Raw genomic sequence first — 23729 nt, forward strand, 5'->3', positions numbered from 1 at the left:
GGGGTGCGGCGGGGGGGTGGGGGCGCGGGGTAGCCCCGGCGCGCGGGCCCCCCCCCCCTGCCCCGCGGGCGCGCCTCCGCCCCGCACCCCCGGGGGGGGGACGTCGGCGCGTGCTCAGCAAGGACTCAACGGCGCTGGAGGGACTTGACGTTGTCGCCGAAGCTCCAGCCCTTCGAGCCGTCCCAGTTGAGCGACCAGGTCATCAGGCCCTTCAGCGCGCCGCCGAAGGCGTTCCACGACTGGCCGACCAGACCGGGGTCCATGTAGCCGCCGCCCGCGCCGGGCTGGGCCGGCAGGCCGGGCACCTGCTTGTCGTAGGGCACCTTGACGGTGGTGCCCTGGATGGTGAGGCCGTTGTTCAGGCAGGTGGTCTGGGCGGTGAAGCCCTGCACGGTGCCGGCCTGGTAGGAGTCGCCGGTGCAGCCGTACATGCTGCCGTTGTAGTACTGCATGTTCAGCCACCACAGTTGCCCGTTGTCGGCGTACTTCTTGACGATCGGCAGGTAGGCGCCCCAGATCGAGCCGTAGCTGACGCTTCCGCCGGTGACGTACGCCGTCTCGGGGGCCATCGTCAGGCCGAAGCCCGCGGGCATCTGGGCCAGCACGCCGTCGATGATACGCATCAGGTTGGCCTGGGAGGCGGACGGCGTGTTGATGCTGCCGCTGCCGGACAGGCCGGTCTCGATGTCGATGTCGATCCCGTCGAAGTTGTACTTCTTGAGGATCGGGACGACGGTCGCCACGAACCGGTCGGCGACGGTGCTGGAGCTCAGGTCGATGCCCGCGGCGGCCCCGCCGATCGACATCAGGATCGTCGCACCGGCCGCCTTGGCCTGGCACATCTCGGCCGGGGTCGACACCTTGACGTTGCTGTCCATGCCGTCCTGCCACAGGACGGTGCCGTCCGAGAGGATGACCGGGAAGGCGGCGTTGATGACGTTGTAGCCGTGCGCGGCGATCCGGCTGTCCGTGATGGGGACCCAGCCCATGCCGGGGTGGACGCCGTTCACGGCGCCGTCCCAGTTCTCCCAGTACCCCTGGAGGACCTTGCCCGACGGCTTCGGCTTCGTGGGGCAGGTGTCGCCCGGCGGTGTGGTGGTCGGCGGGGTCGTGGTGGGCGGGGTGCTGGTGGGCGGGGTGGTGGTCGGGGGCGTGCTGGTCGGCGGGGTCGTCGTGGGCGGCGCGGTGGTGGGCGGCGCGGTGGTCGGGCTGGGGCTGCTGCCGCCGGGGCCGGTCAGTGACACGTCGTCCGCGTAGTACGCGGGCTGCCCGTACCAACCGTGCAGGTAGACGGTCACCGAGGTGGTGTTCGCGCCGGTGGTGAAGTCGACGCTGAGCTGACCGTACGTGGCGCTGCTGGGCGTCCAGGTGGACGGGGTGCCGGTGAGGCCGGTGCCGGTGGCGCCCAGGTAGACGTAGCTGCCCTGGACGTAGGCGCTCAGCGTGTACTGGGAGTTGGGCTGCACGCTGACGGTCTGGCTGCACTGGGCGTTGTCCAGGCCGCTCGGCGTGGCCTGGAGCGCGGCGGCGCCGGAGTGGACCGGGCTGCCGACGGCCACGCCGGAACCGCCGGTGCAGCTCCAGCCGGAGAGTCCGTTCTCGAACCCCGGGTTGGCCACCAGGTTGGTGGTGGCGGCCCCGGCGTTGACGGTGCCGGCCACGGCGATGCCGGCCCCGATGACGGCGGCGGCGCTCACCACGGCGAGGGTGCGGTTCAGGACGGTGGGCCCGTGCTGGGCGCGGCCGGCCCGGTTCACCCGGGGGGCGCGTTCCACGGTCGCCCGGTGCGGACGGGCGGCTCGCGACGGCTCGTTCCCGGTGCGGTCGCCCTCGGGGCGGCCGGGGTCCGGACAGGCCTGGGCATCGCCGGTCGGGCGTGGGGTACGCGACCTTCGACGGAACATGCTGTGCTCCCTTCCCTCCGGGCGCCATGGACATGACCGACGCGTGGGGGCGTGGCGCCCGGGTCTGGGTGTGGTGGGGGACATGTGGGGCTGTGCCGGACCGGATCGTAGGAGGGGCGGCAAGTCACGTCAATAGGTCTGGACCAATTCCGGCAACCGCGGCCGGACCCTGGCCGGTTCCGCCGGGGAGCCCGGCCCGTCGGGCGGGCGCACGGCCCACGTACCCGCCCGACAGGGGGTCAGGCGCCGGTGCCGGTGCGGCGGCGCAGGCCCAGGACGCCGAGCGCGGCCCCGACCACGCCGACCGCGATGCCGACGATCCCGAGCGTGCGGGCGGTGCCGTCGGAGCCGGAGGACGAGGACGCCGAGGACGAGGACGCGTCGCCGGACGCACCCGCGGCGACGGCCTTGGTGAGGGCCAGGATCGGCGCCGGGTGCTGCGGTTCGGCCTGGCCCGGGACGCTCTCGTCGATCCACCGCACCACGGTGCCGTCGTCATAGGTCTGCAGGGCCTTGAGGACCAGCTTGTCGGTGTCGGTGGGCAGCGGGCCGAGCGAGACCCGGAAGTCCTGGAACTGGCCGGGGGCGATCTTCGTCCCGGCGTCCGCCGTCCAGCTGACCTTGGAGACGGCCTCGGTGATCTCGTCGCCGTCGTCGGTCTTGACCGGGGTGGCCAACTTCGTCTTCTCCGTCGTCGCGGTCCAGCCGGGCAGCGGCTCCGTCGACACCGAGGCGACCGGGTGGTCGGCCGGCAGCGCGACCTCCAGCTTGGTGGTGGAGGCGGTGTCGCTCTCGTCCGGCACGCGGACGGCGACGACGGTGTAGCCGCCCTGGGCGGCGGTGCCCGGCTGCACGGTCACGTGCGCGAAGGCGGGGACGGCGGTGGCGAGTACGGCGGCGCCGGCGAGCACGGTCGCGGCGGCAGCGCGCCGGGAAACGAGGGAACGCATGGGAATGGTCTCTCCGTCCGGGAGATGGGCACCTCACGGACCGGCCCGGCGGCATGGCGCCGGCGGCCGGTGTGACGTGCGGTGATCGGGGGGGGGAACGCGGGGTGTCGTCGCCCGGGCACGGCCGTCCGGCGGCACGGGCACCTGCCCCCGCCGTCGGCTACGCGCCCGCCGCCCCGGGAGGCCCCCGGCGCACCACGCTGTACCGCAGGACCGCCGACGGTCCGGCAACACCGCCGCCCGCCACCGGCACCGGCCCGGGGCCCGGGCCCGGCACGGCCGCTCCGGCGGGCCCGAGCAGCCGGGCGAGGGCAGCCGCGAACCGTCGGCGCCAGCGCCGGGCCAGCGCCCGCAGGGCGCGCGCCATGCCCAACAGCCGCCACAGCGCCACCTCGACGCGGTGCAGCAGCCACCCGGTGGCCAGCGCGGCGGCGAGATGGGCCGCCGCCATCGCGGGCGAGTGCCCCAGCAGTCCGGAGTGCGCCGTCGAATGCGCGGCGCCCGCCACCGCACCGGGGTGGTTCAGGTGCCCATGGGCACCTGCCGCCGTCCCGCTCCGCCTCGCCGGGCCGCCGGCCGGGACGTCCACCCCGGTCCGGAACAGCAGGTGCAGGCCCAACTGGCCGGCCCCGAACACCCCCGTGATCGCCGGCAGCGACCTGCGCCGCCCCGCCCCGGCGGCACCCGCGCACGCCACCAGCAGCCAGCCGGCCGCGAGCGGCCCCGCACCCACCCGGCCACCGGCGACAGTGTGCGCGGCGGCGGCGAGCGCCACGCTCACCGTGGCCAGCACGACCGCCCGCAGCAGCCGCACATCGGCGGCGGCCCGGGGGCCCCTGGTACGGAGGAGGGCGGACATGGCCGGCCCATCATGCCAGTCCGGCCGCCCCGTGGTGAGCCCCTCCGGGGCCCGGGGTCGTCGGGCCCCGGAGGGCTCGAAACGCACGACGGGCCCGAAACGCACGGCGGGCCTGAAGTCGGCGCGGCGCGGCACGGTGAGGACGGCCCGTCGTGGCGAAATGGAAAGGATCCGGTCACGGGTCCGTGCGTCACACCACGGCGCCCGCGGCCTCTCGGAACGCCCGGCCCCGAACCGGTTTCTCGGCAGCCCCCCGGGGGGCATTGCCACCCCTGCCCGTTCCCGTCGGGTGCCCGCTCCGTCTGTGCGAGGGTGGCGGCATGCTGATCGTGATGGCGGGACTGCCCGGTTCGGGCAAGAGTGCGGTGGCCGGGATGCTGGGACGGAGCCTGGCCGCTCCGGTCGTGTCCGTCGACCCGATCGAGGCCGCGATGTGGCGTGCGGGGGTGGCGCGCTCCCAGCCCACCGGGCTCGCGGCGTACATCGTGGCCGAGGCCGTGGCCGACGGCGTCCTGGCCGTCGGCCGGCCGGTGATCGTCGACGCGGTCAACGCCGTGGAGCCGGCCCGGGCGCAGTGGCGGTCGCTGGCGGACCGCCACGGCGTCCGGGCCGCGTTCATCGAGGTGGTGTGCCCGGACCCGGCGGTCCACCGCCGCCGGCTGGAGGGCCGTTCCCGGGGCATCGAGGGCTTCGCGGAACCGACCTGGGAGGCCGTGGAACGGCTGCGGGACGAGTTCGCCCCGTGGACCGATCAGCGGCTGGTGCTGGACACCACGGCCGACCTGACCTCCACCGCCGCGACGGCGCTCGAATTCCTCGCCCGGGGCCGCGACTGATCTGCCGCGTCCTGCGGCGGCACGCTCCGGGGCCGGTGCGGTGTGCCCCGGGTGACGACCAGTTCGATGTCGCGCAGCGCCGCGACGGACCGGGTCGGATCCCCCGCGACGACCAGGAGGTCGGCGTCGAGTCCAGGGGCGATCCGGCCGGTCCGCTCCGCGAGGCCCAGGGCCGCGGCCGTGTCGACGGTGGCCAGTTCGATCGTGCGGGACGGCGTGAAACCCAGGTGCTCGAAGAGTTCGAGGCTGCCGACGAAGTCGTCGAACGGGGCACCCGGGATGCCCGCGTCGGTGCCCGCGACGAGCCGCACGCCCCGCTCCTCCAGCCATCCGATCCGGCCGAGCAGGCGTCCGGTGATCCGGTCGCCGTACTTGGCGGCGTAGTTGCGCCAGTCCGCGCTGATCGCGGTGCAGACCGCGATCCCCTTCCGGGCGAGCTCCCGGGCCAGCTCGTCGGGCGCGTCGAAGCCGTCGGCGTTGGCCAGGGTGCAGTGTTCGACGGTGTCGACGCCCGCCGCCACGGCGGCGCGGACGCCGTCGGTGCCGTGCGCGTGGGCGGCGACCCGGCGACCGGCCCGGTGGGCCTCCTCGACCACCAGGGCGAGGTCCGGCACGTCGTACTGGGACTCCCACATGCTCGCCCCGCCGGCCGTCAGGTGACCGCCGGTCGCCATCACCTTGATCAGGTCCGCGCCGAGCCGGAGATTGCGCCGGACCACGTCGCGGATCTGCGCACCGCCCTGCGCCTCGCCGCCGAAGAACCAGCAGTGCCCGCCGGGCGGTGTCAGCGGGGCCCCGGCCGAGAGGATCCGCGGGCCGACGGCGCGTCCGGCGGCGACGGCGTCGCGCAGCCGTCCGGCGAGCCCGCCGCGGTCACCGAGGTCGCGGACGGTGGTGACACCGGACGCGAGCAGCTGTGCGGCCCGGCCGGCCATCGCCCGGTACAGCTCGTCGTCGCCGGTGGCGGCGAGGGTGGCGACCGGGTCCGGCCCCGCGTCGAACGCGAGGTGGACGTGTCCGTCGACGAGGCCCGGAAGGATCGTCCCGTCGGGATGGCCGGACCGTTCGGCGTCCGGCCCGGCGAGCGCGTCGACCTCGGAGCGCGGGCCGACCGCCCGGATGACGGTGTCCTCCACGAGGACGGCGCCGTCGTGGATCACCTCGCCGGCCGGGCCGGGGAGCACCCGGGCCGCGGTGAGGACGGTCCGCCGGGCGGTCCGCGGCGCTCCCCGGCTCACCACGAGCTACGCCAGCGCGGCGCCCGGCGCTCCAGGAAGGCCCGTGCGCCCTCCTCACCGTCCGGGCCGGCCAGGACCGGGGCGAAGATGGCGTCCTGGAGGAGGAAGGTCTCCTTCTCCTCGGCCTCTACCGCCGCGCGCAGGGCCTCCTTGGTGGCCAGGACGGCGCGGGGCGAGTTGCGCCGGATCTCCTGGGCGAGTTCGAGGGCACCGGCGAGCGCTCCGCCGGCGGGGGTGACCCGGTTGACCAGGCCGATCTCCGCGGCCCGGATCCCGGTGACGGGCGAGCCGGTGAGGAGCAGTTCGAGGGCGATGGAGTACGGCACCCGCCGGGGCAGCCGTGCGGCGCCGCCCTCGGAGGCGACCAGGCCCCGGGTCACCTCCGAGCAGGTGAACCGGGCGTCCTCGGCCGCCACGACCAGGTCGCAGGCCAGCACCAGGTCGAACCCGCCCCCGAGGGCGTGCCCCTCGACGGCGGCGATCAGCGGCTTGCGGACGTTCACCCGGGTCGGCGGGGTGAACTCGGAGCTGCCGTCGACGGGTGCCGAGGTGCCGGCCACCGCCGCCTTGAGGTCCTTCCCACTGGAGAAGTGGCCGGCGGCCCCGGTGACGACGCCCACGGCGACGGCCGGGTCGGCGTCGATCCGTTCGAGGGCCTGGGTGAGCTCCCGCGCGGCGTGGAAGTCGGTCGCGTTGCGCACCTCGGGCCGGTCGATCGTGATGATCAGGACACCGTCGCGGACCTCGGTGAGCACGCTGGGTTTGCGGGCGGTCGTCATGCTGTTCCTCCAGGGGGTCGCGCGGGGGGATGCGCAAGGGGCCGGATTGCCGGGTGGGACGGGTGGAGTTCGGGGGCGATCAGGGCCCGGACGGCGTCCGGGTCGGTGGTGAACCGCCAGACGGGGTCGGCGGGTCCGTCGGCCGGTCCCTGCGCGGGCACCCAGCGGTGGCCGGCCGGGGCGTCGACCGGCGGATCGGACGGGGCGTCGGACCGCCCGCCGTACGGATCCGACCGGAAGACCAGGTGCAGCGCGTGCCGCACGCCCGGTCCGACGGCCCCCTCGTACTCGACGACCCGCACCAGTTCGGGCGGACGGTCCGGCCACGGCACGGGCGCGAGGGCGGCCGCCCGGTCGCCGAGCACCGACTCGACGGTCCGGTCCGGGCCGGCCTCGACGGCGGGCAGCACGGCTCCGTCCGGCCCGTCCCGGACCAGCAGCGACCCGCCCCGGTGGATCAGCAGATGGGCGGTCACCGATGCCTCGTACCAGTAGGAGGGGTGGTTCTCGGACATGTCGTCCCGTTCCCGGCGGCCGGCCCGGCCGGCGCGTCCGTCGAAGGCCTCGCCGCGGCGCGTCATGCGTCGGCCGGCAGCAGTCGGGCGGTGTCGGTGGCGACCCCGAGGACGTCGACCAGCACCCGGTGGAGCTCCTGCTCGTCAGGGATGGCGGTGCGTTCCACTCCGGCAGGGCCGGTCCGGTACCAGGACCCGCGTCCCACCGTGACCACCGCGCCGTCCTCGGTGCGCAGTTGGGCGAAGTAGGCGCCGTTGGCCCGCCGGTAGTCCGCGCCCTGGAGGCTCCGGTAGAGCGCTTCGGCGACCGCCGGCGCCCTCGTCACGGCCAGGATCCGGATCAGTTTGGGCTTCCGGCCGACCAGGCTGAGCGTGGAGATCTGCCACAGGCCGTCCGGGCGGCGGTCGATCGCGTAGGGGACCAGCCCGTCGGTCCGGTTCCCGTCCACCAGGGCCAGGGGTGTCCCGGTGAGCAGGGTGGTGTCGACGACGTGACGGAAGCCGTCGACCGTGACGACCACCGTGACGTGGTTGGTCCGCAGGGTGCCGCTGTCGCCGCCGATCTGGCCCAGGCCGAGGGCGGCGTCGAAGCCGTACGCGGTCAGCAGGGCCTGGAGTGCCTCGGCGGACTCCATGCACAGGTTGCCGACCCCGCGCGCCATGGCGGTGCGGAGGAAGTCGTCCGGGCGCATGCCCCGCACCTCGGAGCCGCCGGCCGCGAGGGCGACCCGGATCAGCAGGTTGTCGAACGGAACCCTGGTGCACCAGCGCCGGTAGACGTCCGTCAGCGCGGCGAGGGTCGGGGCCGCGGGCGGGGCGGGGAGCCCCAGCCAGGCGGTGACCTGCCGGAGGGTGTCCGGGCTCAGGGCGTTCACCGCAGCAGCCTCCGGAAGAAGTCGACCAGCGTGCCGGTGTGCTCGTCGAAGGACAGCTCGTGCCGGTGGCGGACCGCCGACCTCGTCCGGAGGCGGTCGGCGGACTCGCCGCGCAGCAGGGTGGCGAGTTCCTCCTCGGTGTCGTAGGTCAGTCCGAGGTCGAGCCGGTCGCCGAGGCGGTTGGCGGCCACCCGGTGGCCGTCGTTGCGCAGGTGGATCCAGGGCAGCCCAGCGGCGGCGTAGGTGCCCAGCCGGGCCGGGAGGTTGAGGTCGTTCCACACCGCGCGCCGCAGGTCCCCGCCGTTGCGGCTGGGGACGATGTGGCCCCAGGCCGCGTCGTAGCGGGAGAGTTCCGCGACCCAGTCCTGCGGGCGGACCGGGTCGTGCAGGTGGAGGTGGCGGCCGGGCTTGGCCCCGGCCCAGCGCGAGCCCCGCCGGGTGTACGGCTGGGCGTAGAGGTGCAGGTGGATCCCGTGGGCGGCGAGCCGGTCCACGTCACCGAGAACGGTGCGGCCGACGCAGACGGTGTGCAGTTCGCCGTCGGTGTCGGAGAGCTTCGCGGACCAGTCGTCGGTCATCCAGTCACGTTTGGGCAGGTCCCCGTCGAGCACCAGGGTGGTCGCCCGGTCGAAGTCATCGCCGAGGAAGGCCTCGAACCACTCCCGCAGTTCCACGGAGGCGAAGACCCGCCCCCAGGACTGGGTGACGAGCGTGTGCAGTTCGTCCCAGAGCCCGGCGCGCTGCGCCATCATCGGGCTCTCCTTGAAATGGAAGACGAACGGGATGCCGAGGTGGCGCTGGTTGTAGGTGAAGACCTCGTGGATGAAGGGCAGCGCCTGCCAGTTGAGCAGCGCGTATATCAGGTCGGGCGGGGACTCGCGCAGGGCCCGCCGCCAGTCGGCGGCCGGGAGCTCGCGGACACCGGGGAAGGGCAGCGGGCCCGCCGTGTCCCAGAAGTCGGGCCGGGGCGTCCACAGGCCGGACAGGCTGTGGCCGTGCTCGCGCAGGGCGAGGACGCGTTCCGGGTTGAAGCCGAGCGAGCCGACCAGCAGGATCCGCAGGCCGTCGTCGGCGCGGTCGGCCCCGTAGGCGCGGCCGGCGGCGGACGGGCCGTACGGGCCGGGCGCGGCCGGGCCCAGACCGGCGAACCGCCGGACCTCGTCGAGCCGCAGGGCGGGGTCGGCCGGGCGCCAGTCGAGCGGGACGCCGGGGTCGAGTCCGTAGTACTGCCGGTAGACGGGCAGTCCGAAGCTCTGGCCGTGCCAGGTCGTGCCGCGCAGCCCGCGCCCGGAGATGATCTTGTGGCGTTGGCGCGGATGGTCCGACCACTCGCAGGTGACCCGTCCGGTGTGCACGAACTCGGCGCCCGAGCGCAGCAGGCCGCGCCAGCGGTCCGCCTCCAGGGCGTCGGACACGGACTCCCGGCGTTCGACCCAGGGCACGACCAGGGCGGCCTCCCTGCGGTGCACGACCTGGACGAGCGCGAGCAGGTTGCCGCTCGCCAGCGGCCAGTCGGGGCACGGCCGGTCGGCCGGGTCGCCGAGCACGGCCCGTTCCCGGCCGGGCGTCACGTCCGGGCGCAGCGTGGCGGACTCGACGGGGTTGCGGGCGTTGAGTTCGGTCCGGTCGTGCCAGCGCAGCCCGGCGTAGGCGAGTTCGGCGCCAGGTCGGGCGGTCAGGGCGGCGACGCAGGTCTCCAGGTGCTCGGCGTCCCAGTAGTCGTCGGAAGGGAGGTAGGCCAGGAACCGGCCGGTGGCGGCGGCGGCGCCGCGGTTGAGGGCGGCGCCGAGGCCGAGGTTGACGGTGTGCCGGAGATAGCGCAGCCGAGGGACGGCGAACGCGTTCACCACGTCCCGGGTGCTGTCCGGGGAGGCGTCGTCGACGACGATCAGCTCCCAGTCGGTGAGGGTCTGCGCGAGCAGGCTCCCCAGGGCGCGGGCGACGAAGTGCTCGTGCCGGTACGTCGGCATCAGCACCGACACCGTGACCTGGTCGCGGCCGGGCACCTCGTCGGTCGTGTTCAGTGCCATGAGTGCGAATACCCCCCGTCCACCACGAAGCTGACACCCGTCACACCGCGTGACGCCGGTCCGGCCAGGTGCACCGCGAGTCCGCCGAGGTCGTCGGGCACCCCCCAGCGTCCGGCCGGCACCCGCGGCAGCACCCGGTCGACGAAGCGCGCGGAGGCGAGGTGGGGCGCCAGCATGGGCGTGTCGACGAAGCCCGGCACGATGGCGTTGGCGCGGATGCCGTGGCGGGCGAGTTCCGGGGCGGCCGCGCCGACCAGCGCTCCGACCGCGGCCTTGCCGGCCGCGTAGTGGGCGGTCCTGGCCTGGCCGGTGGCCGCGGCGATGGAGGAGACCGCGACCAGGCTGCCGCCCCGGCCGTGCCCGGCCATGTGCCGGGCCGCGGCGCGCAGTGTCAGGAAGGTGCCCTCCAGGTTGGTCCGCAGGACGCTGCGGAAGGTCTCCGGCGCCATGGCCAACGAGGGGTCCTGGCGGTTGACGCCCGCCGCCGTGAAACAGAAGTCCACCGGCCCCAGGACCTCTACGGTCCGTTCCAGCGCGGCCTCCACCTCGTGCTCCCGGGAGACGTCACAGGCGACGTGGTGGAGGCCGGCCGACCGGCCGGCGGTGTGCCGGGCCCCTCCGGCCGTGCGGGACCACACCGCGACCCGGGCCCCGGCCCGCGCGAGGTCCCGGGCGATTCCCAGCCCTATGCCACTGCTCCCGCCGGTGACCACGCCCACCTGACCGTCCAATCGGATTTCCGTCCGTCGTGCCACGGCACCGTCCTGGTTCTCCGCATTCCGGCCGACTGCTGCCGACGACGCGGTGAATTCCGTCCGGGAATTACCGATCGGCCGCCGCGGTCGCTTTCTCCGCTTTCACGCTACGGGTTCGGAATCCTCCGCGCGGTGGTCCGCGTCCGTTCTTGTGCGCGCGGACAAAGGGCTTGTCCACGGACCCAGTCCCGCGGGCCGGGGCGGCCGCCGGGCCCCCGGCCGGGCCATCCTGACGCCGAGGTCCCGGTGGGCGGGAGCGGACGGCGAGGACGTCCGCGGGAGGCGGGAAGGCAGGAACGGCATGAATCACAGCGACGCGCGGGAGCGGTCCGTCGTCATCGGGGGTGCCGGCCAGGTGGGGCGGTTGTTCACCGAGCTGCTGTCCGGAGCGGGCGCGGTCACCGTCATCGACCCCCGGGCGCGGCCCGGTTCGGCGCCGGCCGGGGTCCGGCTGATCGCGGAGGAGGCGGGCGGGCCGAGGGCCGCGACCCGGGCCGCGCTGGCGGCGGCCGGCACGGTGGTCCTCGCGCTGCCGGAGTCGGCGGCGCTCGCCGTGGTGGCGCCGGTCGCCGCCGCGATGGGCCCGGGGGCGCTGCTGGTCGACACCCTCTCGGTGAAGACCGCGATCGCCGAACGGGTCCTGGTCCTCGCCGCGAGGCACGGGCTGGAGGCGCTGGGGGTGAACCCGATGTTCGGCCCGGCCCTGGGGTTCCCCGGCCGACCGGTCGCCGCCGTACCGCTCCGTCCGGGCGCGCGCACCGACCGGTTCCTCGCCCTGTTGGCCGGGGCCGGCGCCCGGGTGGTGCGGCTCGACGCCGGCCGGCACGACCGGGCCGTCGCCTCGATGCAGGCGGCGACCCACGCCGCCGTGCTGGCCTTCGGCCAGGCCCTGGCGGTGCTCGGGCCCGAGGCCGACGTCCTGGTCGGGCTGGCCCCGCCACCACACCTGGTCATGCTGGCCCTGCTGGCCCGGATCTGCTCCGGCGAGCCGGAGGTGTACTGGGACGTCCAGGCGGGCAACCCGCTCGCCGAACGGGCGCGCACCGGGCTGGCCGACGGCCTGGCCCGGCTCTCCGCGGTAATCGGGCGGGCGGACGAGGCGGGGTTCCGGGCGCTGCTGGCCGAAACCGGGGGCTTCCTCGGCCCGCACCGGGAGGAGCTGGCGGCACGCTGCGCGGCCCTCTTCGACGGGCCCGGACTGCGCTGACCCGCCGGGGGTCAGGCCCGGGGCCCACCGCTCCCGCCCACGGCGGCCGCCACCACGCCGGCGGCGGTGCGCAGGCCGGCCAGCTGGTCCCGGGTCAGCTCCCACTCGACCACCTCGGCCCGCCCGGCGCCGACCAGCGCGGGCACCCCCAGGCTGAGGCCGCTCAGCCCGTACTCGCCGTGCAGCGCGGCGGAGACCGGCAGCAGGGTACGGGTGTCCGCGAGCACGGCCCGCACCAGCGCCGCGATCCCGGCCCCGCTGGCCCACGACGACGTCCGCCCGGTCCCCAGTCGCTGCCAGCGCCCGTACCACTCCCGAGCGTACCCGGCGGCCGAGTCCCGTTGGGCGGCGTCCAGCGGGACCGGCCGGCCGTCCAGCCGGACCCGGTCGAACAGCGGCACGGTGTGCGGGCCGTGCTCGCCAACGGCCCAGGCCGACACCCGGTGCCGGTGCACGCCGAGCGCCAGGGCGACGCCCCGGCGGAGGCGGAGCGAGTCGTTGAGCGTGTAGCCGAGGACGGTGGCCCCGGCGGGCAGGGACCGGGCGGCGAGCGTGCACAGCGGGTCGACCGGGTTGGTGGCCAGCACGAGCGTCCCCGGCCAGTGCGCGGGCAGCGCCGCCAGCACCTGCTCCAGGATCACGGCGTTCTCCCACAGGAAGTCGGCGCGTGCCGCGCCGTCCCGGTGCGGCACGGAGGCGGCCAGCACCACCACGTCCGCGGCGCCGGCCGCGCCCAGCGGCACCGCGGCAACCGTTGCGGCCTCCGAGGGCACCAGCCGCAGGTCCATCACCTGGGCCGCGAGCAGGGCGCCGGCGGTGTCCACCAGCTCCAGCCGACCCCGGAAGCCGCCGCCGAGGAGTGCCGCCGCCGTGGCCGCGCCGACCGCGCCCGCGCCGCCCACCACGCACACCCGTACCGGTTCCCCGTCGTGCCCCACCGGAGCCTCCACCCGCCGTCCGACCGTCATCGGCCCGACGGTAGCCCGCGCCCCCGGGGCGGTTCCGTGGGCGGCCCACCAAACTGTTCTGTGCTCAGAGACAATCCACCCCGGCCGGATATCCGGGTACGTTCCTTCCGGCGCGGACCGGAACACGGCCGGCCGCAAATCGCGGACCGAGGTGGAGATGGCTGGCACAGGCATACTCGAACAATTCAGTCTCGCCGGGAAAACGGCGGTGGTCACCGGCGGGAATTCCGGAATCGGTCTGGGAATCGCCCGGGGCCTGGCCCAGGCCGGCGCCGACGTCGCCGTCTGGGGGCGCGACACCGCCCGCAACGAGGCGGCCGCGGCGGCGCTGGAGGCCGAGGGCGCCAAGGCGCTGGCACTGTCCGTCGACGTTTCGGACCCGGAGCAGGTGGAGGAGGCCGCCGCGCGGACCCTCGCGTGGTCCGGTCGCATCGACACCTGTGTCGCCGCCGCCGGCACCAACGCCTCGGTGCCCTTCGTCGACACCAGCCTGGAGGAGTTCCGCCGGGTCGTGGCGACCAACCTGGAGGGCACCTTCCTGACCTTTCGGGCCGTCGCCCGGCACCTGGTCGAGCACGGCGGCGGCAGCCTGTTGGCCGTCTCCTCGATCTCCTCGCACAGCGGCCAGCCGCGCGCCGCCCACTACGCGGCGAGCAAGGCCGGGACCACCGCCCTGGTGCGGAGCCTGGCGGTGGAGCTGGCACGCCACGGGGTCCGGGCCAACTCGGTGGTCCCCGGCTGGATCGAGACCCCGATGATCGCCGAGTTCCTGGAGAACGAACGCTTCGTGGAACGCGTGCTGCGCCGGGTCCCGCAACGCCGCTGGGGCACACCCGAGGACCTCGCCGGGCTCGCCGTCTACCTGGCGAGCCCCGCCGCCTCCTACGTCACCGGCGCCGAGATCGTCGTGGACGGCGGTTACACGCTCTTCTGACCGACCACAGAGAGGCCGACCGATGCCGACGCCCCCTGCGGTCCTGATCTCCGTGGGCACCGCCAATCCCCCGCAGCGCTACACCCAGCAGGACCTCCTCGACCGCTTCGGCGTCTCGGACGCCAAGGTCGCCGCCGTCTTCACCAACAGCCACATCGACCACCGCCACCTGTACCTCCCCGACGGCGAGCCGTCCTCCGAGACCCAGGGCGAGCTCCTCGAACGCCACCGCTCGGGCGCGCTGGACATGGGCGTGCGGGCGATCACCCGGTGCCTGGAGGAGACCGGGCTGGACGTCCGGGACATCGACTACCTGTGCTGCGTGACCACCACCGGCTTCCTGTGCCCCGGGATCAGCGCCCTGCTCGTCGCGGAACTCGGCCTGCGTCCCGACGTCAGCCGCTCCGACATCGTCGGCATGGGCTGCAACGCCGGCCTCAACGGACTCAACCCGGTGGCCGCCTGGAGCGCGGCCAACCCGGGACGGTACGCGCTGATGTTGTGCGTGGAGGTCTGTTCCGCCGCCTACGTCTGGGACGGGTCGATGCGCTCGGCCGTGGTCAACGCCCTCTTCGGGGACGGCGCCGCCGCCGTCCTCGTGGGCACGTCGGCGCCCGCCGGGCTCGCTGACCGGCCGCTGCCCAAGGTCCTGGGGTTCAGCAGCCAGGTCCTGGCCGGGAACCTGTCCGCCATGCGCTTCGACTGGGACCACGTCCAAGCCAAGTACAGCTTCTACCTCGACCCGCTGATCCCCTACGTCATCGGCGCCAACGTCGCCACGCCCGTCCTGCGGCTGCTCGGCGAACACGGCCTGAAACCGGACGACATCGACCACTGGGTGGTGCACTCCGGCGGCAAGAAGGTGATCGACGGGGTCAAGTACAACCTCGACCTCACCGACCACGAGCTGCGGCACACCCGCTCCGTCCTGCGCGACCACGGCAACCTCTCCAGCGGCTCATTCCTGTTCTCCTACGGCCGCCTGCTGGCCGAGGGGACCGTCCAGACAGGGGATTACGGCGTCATGATGACCATGGGTCCGGGTACCACGATCGAAACGGCGCTGGTCCGGTGGTGACGCCGGCCACGACCCTGACCGTGCACCGGCTCCCGGTCGGCGCGGGCGCACCCGACGGCCGGCTCACCGCCGCGCTGCGCGCGGTCACGGACGCCGCCGCGGCCGACCCGACCGCGCCGCTGGTCCTCGCCCTGGAGCCTGCACCGCACCCGCCGGCCCGGCCCGAGGGGCTGCCCGCGTGGAGCCGCTGGGAGAAGGAGCTCATCCGGCTGGAGCGGCTGCCGGCACCCGTGGTCGCGCTGCTCGACGGCACGGTGCACGGCACCGCCCTGCAGCTCGCGCTCGCCACCGACCTGCGCTTCGCCACCCCGGACACGGTGCTGGCCGCGACCGAACTCGCCGACGGCTACCTGCCGGGCCTGGCGATCCAGCGCCTCGTCCGGCAACTGGGCGTCGGCCACGCCCGCCGCATGGTGCTGTCCGGCGCCGGGCTCACCGCGACGGACGCGGAACGGCTCGGCCTGCTGGACGCCGTCGACCCCGACCCGGCCGGCGCGGCGGCCCGGCTGCTCGCCGTCCGCGCCATCGCCCCGCCACTGTGGCACCTGGCCCGCCGGCTGCTCCTGGAGAGCCACGAGTCGAGCACCGAGGACGCCCTCGGCGGAACCCTCGCAGCCCAGGAACGCGCGCTCCGCGAGGGGGCCCTGACGTGACCCCGGACCTCCACCCGAACGCCCGCCACTGGGAGGACTTCCGGGTCGGCGACCGCTTCTCGACCGCCGCCCGGACCGTCCAGGCCGCCGAACTCGCGGCCTTCGCCGAGCTCAGCGGCGACCACAACCCGCTGCACTCCGGCGGCGACCCGGTGTTCGGCCGCCCGATCGCCCACGGGCTGCTCGGGGCTGCCCTCGCCGTCGGCCTGGTCGAGGAGACCGGCATCCACCACGGCACCACGATCGCCATGGTCGGCCTCACCGACTGGCGCTTCCACGCCCCGCTGCTGGCCGGGGAGAGCGTCCGGGCCCGGATGCGGGTCACCGCCACCCGCCCCAGCTCCCGGCCCGGCCGGGGCGTGCTGACCCGTCGGCTCGAACTCGTCGACCGGCACGGGGTCGTGCTGCAGAGCGGGGAGACCACCCTGCTGGTGCGCGCCCGCGGCGGCGCCGGGGAGAACGGGTGAGCGCGCCCGCCCCGGTCGCCGTCGTCGGAGCCGGCTGGGCGGGGGCCGCCGCCGCGCACCGGCTGCACCGGCTCGGGCTGGCCGTGCACGTCTACGAGCGGGCCCCGGTCACCGGCGGGCACTCCCGGGCGGAACGGCTGCGCGGCGTCCTGTACGAGCCGAACGGTCCGCACATCTTCCACACCGCCAACCCCGAGGTGGCCGCCCTGGTCGGCCGGCACGGCATGGCACGCCGCTACGAGCACCGGGTACTGACCGAGGTGTACCTCCACGAGGACGACGACGCCCCCCGGCTGCTGGCTTGGCCGCCGCAGGTCTCCGAACTGCGCGAACTGCCGCTGTGGCCCCGGGTGGCCGCCGAGCTCGCCGCCCGGCCCCGGACACCGTCGCGCACCGACCTGGAGGCGTACTGCGTCTCCATCATGGGGCGCACCCTCTTCGACCTGTTCATCCGTGACTACACCGAGAAGCAGTGGGGCCGCAGCGCCCACGAACTGTCCGCCGCGTTCGCGCCGGGCCGCCTCGAACTGCGCGACGACGGCTACCGGCGGCTGTTCCGCGACCCCTGGGAGTTCTTTCCGCCCGACGGGCCCCAGACGGTCATCGACAGCCTGCTCGTCGGCGTTCCCGTCACCACCGGGGCCCGGCTGGGCATCGGAGACCTCGACGACCTGGCACGCCGCCACAGCGCCGTGGTGCTCACCGCGCCGCTGGACGAGTTCACCGGCCGCACCGGCGAACTCGCCTGGCGGGGGATCAGGACCGTGTCCTGCTACGAGCCGACGCACGGCCCCGGGTCCACGGCGACCCCCGGCTACGTGGTCAACCGGCCCTCGCACCGGGTGCCGTACACCCGCACGGTCGAGACCAAGCACGCCTCGGGCCAGCGCGTCCAGGGGACCGTCGTCAGCTACGAGTACCCGGGGTCGGCCGAACGCCACTACCCGGTCCCCACCCCGGACCGCCGCTACGAGCGCCGGAACGCGGAACTCAAGGACGTCATCCGGGCCCGCAGCCCGATCCCCGTCCACTTCTGCGGGCGACTCGCCGACTACACCTACATCAACCAGGACCGCGCCATCGAGCAGGGACTCGCCTGCGCCCGACAAGTGGCGGACCACCTGCTGCACGCGGCCGACGCCCCGACCCGCCCCGTCCGAACCGAGAACCGGAGTCCGGCATGACCGACACCACCACCCGGGACATCGACGAGCTGCGCGCCGAACTCGGCCGCCACGACGAGAAACTGCTGGAACTCCTGCGGGACCGGCTCGCCCTGTGCGGCGAGATCGCCCGTGCCAAGGACACCCTGGGGCTGCCCGTCATGCAGCCCGACCGGATCGCGGTGGCCCAGGAACGGGCGGCCGCGTTCGGCGCCGAGCACGGCGTCGACCAGGAGTTCCTGCGCCGGCTGTACGACCTCCTCATCGACGAGGCTTGCCGGGTGGAGGAGGTCGTGCTCGGCACCGCGCCCGCCCCGACGGGCAGCGGGACCGGGGCACTCGCCCGGCACGCCCGCCGGATCGACCACGTCGCCATCGCGGTACGCGAGCTGGAGCCGGCCATCGCCCTGTTCCGCGACCGGTACGGCTTCGATCTGCTGGAGCGGCGGGCCGTCACCGGCGCGGCGAGCGGGATGGACTCCGCCACCATGCGGGCCGGAGGCGTCACCTTCGTGCTGTGCCAGGGCGACTCCCCCGAGTCCAACGTCAGCCGCTACATCGAGCACTACGGCCCGGGCATCCAGCACGTCGCGCTGGAGGTCGCCGACCACCCCGGCGTCCAGGAGGACCTGCGCGCCCGCGGGGCGGACCTGCTGACCGGCATCATCCACGGTCCCGGCCTGGACCAGTCCTTCACCCGGCGCGACCCCAACACCGGCATCCAGCTGGAGTTCGTCACCCGGACCGACAACGCGGGCTTCGACGACTCCAACGTCCGCGAGCTGTTCACGGCCATGGAGCGCGACGGCGCGTTCTGACCGCGGTGCCGACCGGCCCCAGGACCCGACTTCGGAGGACCGATGACGACAGACTCCCCGACCGCCGCGCCGGTCGGCCCCACCGCGGACGGCTCCGGCCACGGGTCCCACGACAGGGCACAAGAGGAACTCACCGCAGCAGAGCAGCGCATGTGGGTCCTCCACACCATGACCCCGGACGACCCCGCCTACACCGTCGCCTCGGGCACCCGGGTCCGCGGGCCGCTGGACCCGGCCCGGCTGCGCCGGGCACTGGCCCGCCTCGCCGGGCACCACCCCACGCTCCGCAGCACCTTCGAGGCCCGGGACGGGCGGCCGGTGCGGCTGGTCGCACCGGCCGGAGAGGTCCCGCTGGACGTGGCCGACCTCGGGCCGCTGCCACCGGAGGAGGCCGAACTCCGGTGGCGGGTCCGGGCCGCCGCGGAGACCGCGCGCACCTGGGACCTGTCAGCCGCGCCGCCGTACCGGGTGACACTGCTGAGCGCCGGCCCGCTCGACCACCTGCTCGTCGCCTCCTTCCACCACATCATCGTCGACGGGTGGTCGATCGGCGTCTTCCACCGGGACCTCGGACGCCTCTACGCCGAGGAGGCACCCGCACCGGTGCGCACCCCCGCCGAGACCGTCCGGGCCGAACACCGCTACCTGGAGAGCACCGCCGCCGAGGAGGACCTCGCCTACTGGCGCCGACAGTTGGCGGACCTGCCGGAGCTGCACCTGGGCATCGCCCGGACCGGACCGGGCACACCGGCGCAGGACCGGGCGCGGCGCTTCGAGGCCACCCTGTCGGCCGGGACGACACGGGCCCTGGAGACGGCCGGCCGTCGGCGGCGGCTGTCGCTGTACATGGTCACCGGAGCGGCCTTCGCCGCCCTGCTGCACCGTTACTCCGGACAGCGGGACATCGTCTTCGGCTCCCCGCTCGCCAACCGGACCGCACCGGGCGAGGAGGACCAGCTCGGACTGTTCGTCAACAGCGCGGTGCTGCGCACCGCCGTCTCCCCCGACACCCCCTTCGCCGAGCTCGCCGAGCACTTCGGCCGGACCGCGCTGGCCGCCCTGGAGCACCAGCGCTACCCGTTCGAGCGACTGGTGGCCGACCTGGCACCCGGACGCGACGGCGAGCGCAACCCGCTGTTCCAGGCCATGTTCACGCTGCAGAACGCCGCCGGGCGGCCGCCCGCCTTCCCCGGCTCCGTCACCGAACCGCTGCGGCTGATCGGCGACAGCGTGCGGATCGACCTGGAGTGCACCCTGTGGCCCGAACCGGACGGGCTCCGGATCGCGATCGCCGCGCGCGGCTCGGTGGTACCCGCCGAGGCCGCCGAACGGATGCTGGAGCACTTCGTGCGGCTGCTCCACGAGGTCGCGGAGGACTTCGGCCGGCCGGTGGGCGAACTCGCCCTGCTGGGGCCGCGGGAACGGGCCGAGCAGGCACGGGCGGAGCAGGCCCGCGGCCCCGCCCCCGCCCCGGACACCCTGCCCGCCGCCTGGCTCCGGCAGGTACGGCGCAGCCCCGGCGCGGTGGCCGTCGCCGACCCCTCGCGGACCCTGACCTTCGCCGCGACCGACACCCGGGCCGACCGACTCGCAGCGGCCCTGGCCGCGCGGGGTGTGGGCACCGGCGACGTGGTGGGCGTGTGCCTGGACCGCTCCGTCGACCTCGTGGTCGCCCTGCTCGCCGTCGTCAAAGCGGGAGCCGCGTTCCTGCCGATCAATCCGGAGGACCCGGCCGAACGGCGGGCCTTCCTACTGGCGGACGGGGGTGCCCGGGCGGTCGTCGTCGACGACGGGGCCCGCCCCGCCGGTACCGGGGACCTGCCACTGGTGGAGGTCTCGGCCCCCGGTGCCCCCGGCACGACACCCCTCGCTCCGGGAGCGGGGGCGAGGGCGGTCGATCCGGACGGCCTCGCCTACGTGATCTACACCTCCGGGACGACCGGCCGGCCCAAGGGCGTCCAGGTCGAGCACCGCAACCTGCTCAACACCCTCGACGCCTGCCGTCAGGAGTTCGGCTTCGGCCCCACGGACACCGGGCTGGTGATAGCGGCGCACACCTTCGACGTGTTCCTCTACGAGCTGTTCGCCCCGCTGCTCTCGGGCGGCCGGGCCCGGATCGTCACCACGGAGGAGCTGTACGACCACGAGCGGATGGCCGCCCTGCTCGCCTCGGCCGACACGTTCCAGGCGGTGCCCGGCGTGCTGGAGCACCTGCTGACGGCGCTGGCGACGACCGGAACCCGGCCCGCCACCCGGCTGGTGATGACCGGCGGCGACGCCGTCCCACCCGATCTGTTGGAGCGCGCGGCCGAGGCGTTCCCGGCCGCCGAGGTGGTGGTCACCTACGGCCCGACGGAGACCGCGGTGTTCTGCAGCCTCCACCGCCACCGGCGCGGCGCCCCGGTTCCCGGGCGGCCGATCGGCCGCCCGCTGCCGGGCACCCGGATACGGGTCGGCGACGACCAGGGCCACCCGCTGCCGACCGGTCTGGAGGGCGAGCTGTGGATCTCCGGAGCGGGTGTCTCCCGCGGCTATCTGAACCGGCCACAGGAGACCGCGGACCGGTTCCGGGAGCTGCCCGACGGCCGGTACTACCGCAGCGGTGACCGGGCCCGACGGCTGCCCTCGGGCGAGCTGGTGTTCCTGGGCCGCGCCGACAGCCAGGTCAAGGTCCGCGGCATACGGGTCGAACTGGGCGAGGTCGAGACCGTGCTCGCGGCGGCCCCCGGGGTCCGGGCGGCCGTGGTCGTGCCGGCCGGGGGCGACACCGGCGGCGGACGGCTGGACGCCTACGTCGTCCCGGGCCCGCCCCCGGCGGACGGGGCACAGGCACCGCACGGATCCGGGCGCCCGCACCGGACGGACGCCCCCGTCCGGCCGGACGGCCGGTCCGCCGCAGAACGGACCGAGCACTGGCGGGAGCTGTTCGACAACGTCTACGGCAGCCGCTCCCGCACCGTGCACGAGGGCCGGGACTTCACCGGCTGGCGCAGCAGCCTCACCGGCGAACCGCTGCCCGCCGAGGACCTGCGGGACTGGCTGGACGGCACCCTCGCCGCCATCCGGGAACGCTTCCCCCGCTCCGCCTGGCACGAGCGGCGCCTGCGGGTCCTGGAGATCGGCTGCGGCACCGGGCTCCTGCTCCGCGCGCTCGCCCCGCACTGCGCGGCCTACGTCGGGACGGACTTCTCCGCGCGAGCCGTCGCCGACCTGCGGGCCGCGGTCGAGTCGGACGGGCTCGCCCGGGTGGAGCTGCACTGCCTCCCCGCGGACGATCCGCTACCCGACCTGGACGGGTTCGACCTGGTGATCCTCAACTCGGTCGTCCAGTACTTCCCTGACGAGACGTACCTCCGCCGGGTGCTGGACCTGGCGGCCGGCAGGCTCACGGCCCACGGCGTCCTCTTCGTCGGTGACGTCCGCGGCCTCCCGCTGCTCGACGCCTTCCACGCCGCGCTGCTGTCGCACCACGGCGCCACCGCGCCGGAGCGGCTCCGGGAACTGGCCGCCCGGCACGCCCTGGACGAGGAGGAACTGGCCGTCCACCCGCTCTGGTTCGAGCAGTGGCGCGACGGGTCTCTGCCCGGGAGCGTGGTGGAGTTGGAGCCGCGCCGGGGCGAGCGCGTCAACGAACTCACCCTGTACCGCTTCGACGCGGTGATCCTGCGCCGCCCGGATCCGGCCGCCCCGGTCGAGGTGGACTGGCGCCCCTGGTCGGCCGGGTGGACCGAGGCAGTCCCGACCGCCGCGCCGCAGGGCCCGGCGGGCCCGCTACTCGGACTCACCGGCGTCCCGAACGGCCCGCTGCGCGCCGAACTGGACCGGTTGCACGCCCTGGCCCCGGCCTCCGACCGGCCCGCCCCGGACCTCCCCGCAGGATCCCCGGTCCAGCTCCACGCCCTGCGCGAACTGGCCGCACGCACCGGCCACCGCCTGCTCACCAGCCTGCGCCGGGGCGGCACCGACGGCAGCGTCGACGCCGTGCTCCTCCCCACCGACGACAGCCCCTCGCCCCTCATCGGCTGGCCCGCCCCGCCCTTCGGGCCCGGGCGGCTGGCGAGCGACCCGGGGCGCGCCGCCCGGCACCGCGACCTGCTGACGGCGGTCGACCGGCACCTCACCGACCGGCTCCCGGCGCACCTGCGGCCGTCCACCGTCACCGTGCTGGACGCCCTGCCGCTGTCGGCCAACGGCAAGGTCGACCGGTCCGCGCTGCCCGAACCGACCGCGCTGACCGGCGGCGCACCACACGAGCGGCAGCCGTTGCGAGGCGCCGCCCAGCACGCGGTGGCCGAGGTCTGGCAGCGGGTTCTCGGCGCCGAACCCCCCGGGCCCGACAGCGACTTCTTCACCGCCGGCGGCACCTCACTGCTGGCCATCAGGCTCGCCATCGGCCTGCGGTCACGGGGCTACGCGCTCGTACCGCGCGAGATCTTCGCCCACCGGACCGTCGCGGCGATCGCCGCCGGACTCGACGGCAGCGGGCCGCAACCGGCGGCGGACTGGGAACGGCCCCGGCCGACGGCCCGCGACCGCACCGCACCGGGCCCGCTCCCCGCGTCGCCGGGCCCCGGTCCGGACCTGTGGCGGGAGTCCTCCGGCATCCTCCTCACCGGCGCCACCGGGATGCTCGGCGCGCACCTGCTGCACCACCTGCTGGAGCGCACCGACGCGCCGGTCACCTGCCTGGTCCGGGCCGCCGACCCGGAGGCCGCCGCCGAGCGGCTCCGGGCCCAGTACTCCTGGTATTTCCGGGGCGCCGGGACGGAGTTCGGGCACCGCGTCAGGACGGTCGCGGGCGACCTCGCAGCGCCCTCGCTCGGGCTGACGCCGTCCCGGTGGTCGGAACTCGCCCGGGCCACCGACCGCATCCTGCACGCGGCCGCGGACGTCCGCCACGTCGCCGAGGCCGACGAGGTGTTCGCCGTCAACACGACCGGCACCCGGACGCTGATCGCGCTCGCCGAGGAGGCCGGCGGAACCCGGTTCCACCACGTGTCCACCGTGGGCGTCGCCGGCCGCTCGCCGGAAGCGGGCGACGACCGGGCGCTGACCGAGACCGACCTCGACATCGGGCAACGCCCCACCGAGGCGTACTCGGCCAGCAAGGTCGCCGCCGAACGCGCCGTACGGGAGTACTTCGGGCGGAGCGGCCCCGGCTCGGTGTTCCGGATCGCCACGGTGGCTCCGCACTGGGAGAGCGGCCGGTTCCAGCGCAACGCCGACGAGCACTTCCTCGGCCGCTTCCTGCGCGCGACGCTGGACCTGGGCGTCGCGGTCGATTGGCCGGACCGCTCCTTCGACCTGCTGCCGGTCGACTGGCTGGCCCGGACCGTGCTGGACCTCGCCGCCCGGCCCGAGGCCGACCGCCGCACCTTCCACCTCACCAATCCGCACCGGCTGGGCCACCGCCCGCTGGTCGAGGCGCTGAGGGGCCTCGGCTACCCGATCCGGCTCACCAGCCCGGCGGGCCTCGCCTCCGCGCTCGCCGCCCACGGCCGGGCCGCCGGCCGGCTCCTGCCCTTCCTGGATCGCGCCGAGGGCGCCCCGGTCCGGGTGGACAGCGCCTGGAGCGACCGGTGGCTCCAGGCCCTCGGCCACGCCTATCCGAGGCCCACCGCCGACTACGTCGCCCGGTTCGTGGCCCGGGGCGTCGCCGACGGTTACCTACCCGCCGCGCCGGGCGCAGGGGGGCGATGA

Annotated in this window: 19 protein-coding genes; 9 read left to right on the forward strand and 10 right to left on the reverse strand. The window is 75.2% G+C overall.

Annotated features, from left to right (window positions below; all coding sequences use genetic code 11):
- Positions 1–125 precede the first annotated feature (125 nt).
- From ACFQ6N_RS26150 to ACFQ6N_RS26160, 3 genes are all read right to left on the reverse strand, one after another.
- A complete protein-coding gene (locus ACFQ6N_RS26150; RefSeq protein WP_380653672.1) occupies positions 126–1775 on the reverse strand; it encodes a carbohydrate binding domain-containing protein in 1650 nt (549 codons plus the stop codon).
- Between the two features lie 368 nt (positions 1776–2143).
- Positions 2144–2854 (reverse strand): YcnI family protein, encoded by a 711-nt coding sequence (locus ACFQ6N_RS26155; protein WP_380653675.1) that lies wholly within the window; start codon positions 2852–2854, stop codon positions 2144–2146.
- Positions 2855–3014: 160 nt separating this feature from the next.
- Positions 3015–3713: a hypothetical protein gene (locus ACFQ6N_RS26160; RefSeq protein ID WP_380653678.1), complete on the reverse strand. Its 699-nt coding sequence runs from the start codon at positions 3711–3713 to the stop codon at positions 3015–3017.
- A 320-nt stretch (positions 3714–4033) separates the two neighbouring features.
- On the opposite strand from ACFQ6N_RS26160, the gene ACFQ6N_RS26165 reads away from it, so the two are divergent.
- The gene (locus tag ACFQ6N_RS26165) at positions 4034–4549 is read left to right on the forward strand and encodes an AAA family ATPase (RefSeq protein ID WP_380653680.1); all 516 of its coding nucleotides are present in this window, start codon (positions 4034–4036) and stop codon (positions 4547–4549) included.
- Here ACFQ6N_RS26165 and ACFQ6N_RS26170 read toward each other — a convergent pair.
- From ACFQ6N_RS26170 to ACFQ6N_RS26195, 6 genes are read right to left on the reverse strand one after another with little or no spacing between them, the layout of a single operon-like run.
- The gene (locus ACFQ6N_RS26170; protein ID WP_380653683.1) at positions 4465–5787 is read right to left on the reverse strand and encodes an amidohydrolase family protein; all 1323 of its coding nucleotides are present in this window, start codon (positions 5785–5787) and stop codon (positions 4465–4467) included. The genes ACFQ6N_RS26165 and ACFQ6N_RS26170 overlap by 85 nt on opposite strands.
- Positions 5784–6566 (reverse strand): crotonase/enoyl-CoA hydratase family protein, encoded by a 783-nt coding sequence (locus ACFQ6N_RS26175; protein WP_380653686.1) that lies wholly within the window; start codon positions 6564–6566, stop codon positions 5784–5786. The genes ACFQ6N_RS26170 and ACFQ6N_RS26175 overlap by 4 nt, the downstream gene beginning before the upstream one ends.
- Complete coding sequence (locus tag ACFQ6N_RS26180) at positions 6563–7147, reverse strand: hypothetical protein (protein WP_380653689.1); 585 nt, start codon at positions 7145–7147, stop codon at positions 6563–6565. Before ACFQ6N_RS26180 ends, ACFQ6N_RS26175 begins: the two co-directional genes overlap by 4 nt.
- On the reverse strand, positions 7144–7956 hold the full coding sequence (locus ACFQ6N_RS26185) for an arylamine N-acetyltransferase (RefSeq protein WP_380653692.1): 813 nt from the start codon (positions 7954–7956) through the stop codon (positions 7144–7146). The genes ACFQ6N_RS26180 and ACFQ6N_RS26185 overlap by 4 nt, the downstream gene beginning before the upstream one ends.
- Positions 7953–9986 carry a glycosyltransferase family 2 protein gene (locus tag ACFQ6N_RS26190; protein ID WP_380653694.1) on the reverse strand — a complete coding sequence of 678 codons (2034 nt, stop codon included), beginning with the start codon at positions 9984–9986 and terminating at the stop codon, positions 7953–7955. The genes ACFQ6N_RS26185 and ACFQ6N_RS26190 overlap by 4 nt, the downstream gene beginning before the upstream one ends.
- Positions 9977–10717, reverse strand: coding sequence for an SDR family NAD(P)-dependent oxidoreductase (locus ACFQ6N_RS26195; protein ID WP_380653697.1), 741 nt, complete (start codon positions 10715–10717; stop codon positions 9977–9979). Before ACFQ6N_RS26195 ends, ACFQ6N_RS26190 begins: the two co-directional genes overlap by 10 nt.
- A 325-nt stretch (positions 10718–11042) precedes the next feature.
- On the opposite strand from ACFQ6N_RS26195, the gene ACFQ6N_RS26200 reads away from it, so the two are divergent.
- Positions 11043–11948: a prephenate dehydrogenase/arogenate dehydrogenase family protein gene (locus ACFQ6N_RS26200; protein ID WP_380653700.1), complete on the forward strand. Its 906-nt coding sequence runs from the start codon at positions 11043–11045 to the stop codon at positions 11946–11948.
- 11 nt (positions 11949–11959) lie between these two features.
- Here ACFQ6N_RS26200 and ACFQ6N_RS26205 read toward each other — a convergent pair whose 3' ends face one another.
- Positions 11960–12916: a hypothetical protein gene (locus tag ACFQ6N_RS26205; RefSeq protein WP_380653703.1), complete on the reverse strand. Its 957-nt coding sequence runs from the start codon at positions 12914–12916 to the stop codon at positions 11960–11962.
- 157 nt (positions 12917–13073) lie between these two features.
- Between ACFQ6N_RS26205 and ACFQ6N_RS26210 the strand changes: the two genes are divergently transcribed.
- From ACFQ6N_RS26210 to ACFQ6N_RS26240, 7 genes are read left to right on the forward strand one after another with little or no spacing between them, the layout of a single operon-like run.
- Entirely contained in the window at positions 13074–13850 is a 777-nt protein-coding gene (locus ACFQ6N_RS26210; protein ID WP_380653705.1) for an SDR family NAD(P)-dependent oxidoreductase, read from the forward strand.
- Positions 13851–13872: 22 nt separating this feature from the next.
- Positions 13873–14928: a 3,5-dihydroxyphenylacetyl-CoA synthase DpgA gene (gene dpgA, locus ACFQ6N_RS26215; RefSeq protein ID WP_380653708.1), complete on the forward strand. Its 1056-nt coding sequence runs from the start codon at positions 13873–13875 to the stop codon at positions 14926–14928.
- On the forward strand, positions 14925–15581 hold the full coding sequence (locus ACFQ6N_RS26220; RefSeq protein ID WP_380653711.1) for an enoyl-CoA hydratase/isomerase family protein: 657 nt from the start codon (positions 14925–14927) through the stop codon (positions 15579–15581). Before dpgA ends, ACFQ6N_RS26220 begins: the two co-directional genes overlap by 4 nt.
- A complete protein-coding gene (locus ACFQ6N_RS26225) occupies positions 15578–16048 on the forward strand; it encodes a MaoC/PaaZ C-terminal domain-containing protein (RefSeq protein WP_380653713.1) in 471 nt (156 codons plus the stop codon). Before ACFQ6N_RS26220 ends, ACFQ6N_RS26225 begins: the two co-directional genes overlap by 4 nt.
- Entirely contained in the window at positions 16045–17232 is a 1188-nt protein-coding gene (locus ACFQ6N_RS26230) for a UDP-galactopyranose mutase (protein WP_380653716.1), read from the forward strand. Before ACFQ6N_RS26225 ends, ACFQ6N_RS26230 begins: the two co-directional genes overlap by 4 nt.
- On the forward strand, positions 17229–18029 hold the full coding sequence (locus ACFQ6N_RS26235; protein WP_380653719.1) for a chorismate mutase: 801 nt from the start codon (positions 17229–17231) through the stop codon (positions 18027–18029). The genes ACFQ6N_RS26230 and ACFQ6N_RS26235 overlap by 4 nt, the downstream gene beginning before the upstream one ends.
- A 42-nt stretch (positions 18030–18071) precedes the next feature.
- A complete protein-coding gene (locus tag ACFQ6N_RS26240; RefSeq protein ID WP_380653722.1) occupies positions 18072–23729 on the forward strand; it encodes an amino acid adenylation domain-containing protein in 5658 nt (1885 codons plus the stop codon).

The sequence above is a fragment of the Kitasatospora sp. NPDC056446 genome (assembly GCF_042796115.1).
Classification (GTDB): domain Bacteria; phylum Actinomycetota; class Actinomycetes; order Streptomycetales; family Streptomycetaceae; genus Kitasatospora.

What these genes read in the sequence shown, in the direction of transcription:
- ACFQ6N_RS26155 (WP_380653675.1), bottom strand. Translation starts at nt 2,854, where the DNA reads ATGCGTTCCCTCGTTTCCCGGCGCGCTGCCGCCGCGACCGTGCTCGCC.
- ACFQ6N_RS26160 (WP_380653678.1), bottom strand. Translation starts at nt 3,713, where the DNA reads ATGTCCGCCCTCCTCCGTACCAGGGGCCCCCGGGCCGCCGCCGATGTG.
- ACFQ6N_RS26165 (WP_380653680.1), top strand. Translation starts at nt 4,034, where the DNA reads ATGCTGATCGTGATGGCGGGACTGCCCGGTTCGGGCAAGAGTGCGGTG.
- ACFQ6N_RS26175 (WP_380653686.1), bottom strand. Translation starts at nt 6,566, where the DNA reads ATGACGACCGCCCGCAAACCCAGCGTGCTCACCGAGGTCCGCGACGGT.
- ACFQ6N_RS26180 (WP_380653689.1), bottom strand. Translation starts at nt 7,147, where the DNA reads ATGACGCGCCGCGGCGAGGCCTTCGACGGACGCGCCGGCCGGGCCGGC.
- ACFQ6N_RS26190 (WP_380653694.1), bottom strand. Translation starts at nt 9,986, where the DNA reads ATGGCACTGAACACGACCGACGAGGTGCCCGGCCGCGACCAGGTCACG.
- ACFQ6N_RS26200 (WP_380653700.1), top strand. Translation starts at nt 11,043, where the DNA reads ATGAATCACAGCGACGCGCGGGAGCGGTCCGTCGTCATCGGGGGTGCC.
- ACFQ6N_RS26205 (WP_380653703.1), bottom strand. Translation starts at nt 12,916, where the DNA reads ATGACGGTCGGACGGCGGGTGGAGGCTCCGGTGGGGCACGACGGGGAA.
- ACFQ6N_RS26210 (WP_380653705.1), top strand. Translation starts at nt 13,074, where the DNA reads ATGGCTGGCACAGGCATACTCGAACAATTCAGTCTCGCCGGGAAAACG.
- dpgA (WP_380653708.1), top strand. Translation starts at nt 13,873, where the DNA reads ATGCCGACGCCCCCTGCGGTCCTGATCTCCGTGGGCACCGCCAATCCC.
- ACFQ6N_RS26235 (WP_380653719.1), top strand. Translation starts at nt 17,229, where the DNA reads ATGACCGACACCACCACCCGGGACATCGACGAGCTGCGCGCCGAACTC.
- ACFQ6N_RS26240 (WP_380653722.1), top strand. Translation starts at nt 18,072, where the DNA reads ATGACGACAGACTCCCCGACCGCCGCGCCGGTCGGCCCCACCGCGGAC.